3 protein-coding genes are annotated in these 2,473 nt (G+C 71.9%); all 3 read right to left on the bottom strand.

Annotated elements, in window-relative coordinates:
* Positions 1 to 109: 109 nt before the first annotated feature.
* Positions 110 to 1,035 (bottom strand): IS5 family transposase gene (locus AC07AL_RS25755; protein WP_478318328.1). Its coding sequence is split into 2 segments (ribosomal slippage): positions 110 to 669 and positions 669 to 1,035, totalling 927 coding nucleotides; the frame shifts between segments, so codons are not numbered across the junction.
* 38 nt (positions 1,036 to 1,073) lie between these two features.
* Positions 1,074 to 1,454 (bottom strand): pyridoxamine 5'-phosphate oxidase family protein, encoded by a 381-nt coding sequence (locus tag AC07AL_RS25750; protein WP_363584713.1) that lies wholly within the window; start codon positions 1,452 to 1,454, stop codon positions 1,074 to 1,076.
* Positions 1,455 to 1,533: 79 nt separating this feature from the next.
* Positions 1,534 to 2,253 carry a response regulator transcription factor gene (locus AC07AL_RS25745; protein WP_363584711.1) on the bottom strand — a complete coding sequence of 240 codons (720 nt, stop codon included), beginning with the start codon at positions 2,251 to 2,253 and terminating at the stop codon, positions 1,534 to 1,536.
* Between the last annotated feature and the right edge of the window lie 220 nt (positions 2,254 to 2,473).

Below are 2,473 nucleotides of genomic sequence, written 5' to 3'. Positions count from 1 at the left end.
ACGCCAACAACAGGCCCGGACCAGCCACTACAAAAGACGAGGCCACAGCCCAAGAGCTGAAGCCTCGACATGGTAAGCACCGTTGCAGTACTAGGTTCTGTCCGCGCGATCATGAGCGGAGCCAGATGGCCAGTGCGGCGACCGTGACTGTGCCGAGAAAGACGTACACGCGTTTGTCGTACCTGGTCGCGACGGCGCGGTAGTTCTTCAGCTTATTGATCGCACGCTCGACGACGTTGCGCTTCTTGTACCGCTCTTTGTCGAATCCGGGTGGCCGGCCGCCCGCGCTTCCCCTATTGCGGCGGTTGGCCGCCTGGTCTGCCTTCTCCGGGATGACGTGTCGGATCGCTCGTCGTCGCAGGTAGTGGCGGGTCCGGCGGTTGCTGTAGGCCTTGTCGGCACTGACGCTGTCGGGCGTGGTGCGGGGGCGTCCGGTTGTGAGACGCGGAACCCGGATCTTGTCCATGACGGGCTCGAACTGGGTGCAGTCGGCGCGTTGTCCCGGCGTGATGACCAGGGACAACGCCCGGCAGTGTCCCTCCGCGCTCAGGTGGATCTTGGTGGTGTGGCCGCCCCGGGACCGTCCGAGGGCCTCGCCGGCCGCGCCACCGCCGCCAGGCAGTTGAACAGTTCCGTCCACATCTGGGCATTCCTGACCGCCTGCGCGGCGCCCCCTTTGAAGACCGGCGGCGCGTGACGGGCTCCGGCCGCATGATGGTGCGCGCGGATGGAGGTGGAGTCGACGGAGATGTCCCAGTCGATCCCGCCGGCGGCATCCGCCTCCGCCTGGATCCGCTGGAGCAGGCGCTCCCACGTCCCGTCCGCCGACCAGCGGCGATGCCGCTCATGGACGGTCTTCCACGAACCGTAGCGCTCCGGAAGATCGCGCCACGGCACGCCTGTCCGGGTCCGGTACAGGATGCCGTCAATAACCTGCCGGTGGTCCCGCCACCTGCCACAACGCCCGTTGCTCACCGGCAGGAGCGGCCGAAGCCGCTCCCACTGGCCGTCAGTCAGATCACCCCTACTCCCCATAGTCGTATCAACGACTCAAGTGATCGGCAGGACACGGCCTAGTCGGTGCGCGGGGGCAGCCGCCGGCCGACGACGAGTTCCGGGCGGATGCGGATCCGGACGGCCCCGGGGGCGCGGCCAGCGGCGGGGCCGACCTGGGCGCGGCCGAGGACGGTCACGTACCAGCCGGAGCCGTCCACGCCGTCCACCTCGTCGGCCTCGAAGGCGATCACGGCGTCGTCCACGGCCCGGGCGAGTTCGGAGCCGGCCGGGGCCGAGAGCAGCACTCCGCCGCCGTCCGACAGGTCGAGCCGGAAGGACACCGGCAGCACCGCCGGGAGGGCGCGGATGGTGTAGACCACCCGGCCGACCGCGGCCCTGGCCAGCAGTTCCAGCGCCCGCTCCCGGTCCAGTTCGAGCAGGTCGTGATCACCGTTCATGCTCTCGATGCTCGCCCCGGCGGTGGCGGCGCCGCGAGGGCCGATGGTCCCGCCGGGGGTCCCGGGCCCGGACGTCGCGTCAGCCCCGCAGGGAGCGCAGGTGCGCCGGCTGCGCGGCGGCGGCCGCCTGGCGCAGCTCGGTGGAGATCAGCGCGGCCTGCACCCGCCGCTCCACACCCAGCTTGGCGAGCAGCCGCGACACGTGGTTCTTCACCGTCTTCTCGGCGAGGTAGAGCCGTTCGCCGATCTGCCGGTTGGTCAGGCCCTCCCCGATCAGCGCCAGCACCTCCTGCTCGCGCACGGTCAGCGCGGGCCCGGTGGTGACGGGCTGCGCGGGCTCGGCGTCGCTGCGCAGGCGGTTGAGCAGCCGGGTGGCGGCGCCCGGGTCCAGCATCGAGCGGCCGGAGGCGACGGTCCGCACCGCGGCCACCAGGTCGGTGCCGCTGATCTGCTTGAGCACGTACCCGGCGGCACCCGCCATCACGGCGTCCAGCAGCGCCTCCTCGTCATCGAAGGAGGTCAGCATCAGGCAGGCCAGGCCGGGCATCCGGGAGCGCAGTTCACGGCAGACCGACACCCCGTCGCCGTCGCCCAGCCGGACGTCCAGCACCGCCACGTCGGGCCGCAGCGCGGGCACCCGGACGAGCGCCTGCTCGGCGGTGGCGGCCTCGCCGACCACCTCCAGATCGGGCTCGCCGTCCAGCAGGTCGTGCACCCCGCGGCGCACCACCTCGTGGTCGTCCAGCAGGAACACCCGCACCGGCGCCGGTGCCCCGGCGCCCGCCGTCTTGGTCGCCATCACGCGGCTCCACCTTCGTCACCCCCGCACACTCCCGGCAGGGCCCAGGGCATCATCGCCCACCGACCGCCGCAGGACCCAGGGCCCAACGACCCCATTCGGGCGAGCACACGGGCGGGGGGGGCCCCAGGGGAGGAACGCCGCTCCCCCCCGGGGGGGCACTCTCACTCGCCCTCCTTTTTCCACGCCCCCACCCAGAAAACCCCCCCCACACCCCCCC

Source organism: Kitasatospora sp. NPDC043949, assembly GCF_056435365.1.
The sequence above is the reverse complement of the archived record's forward strand: the minus strand, read 5'-3'. Positions and strand labels throughout refer to the sequence as shown.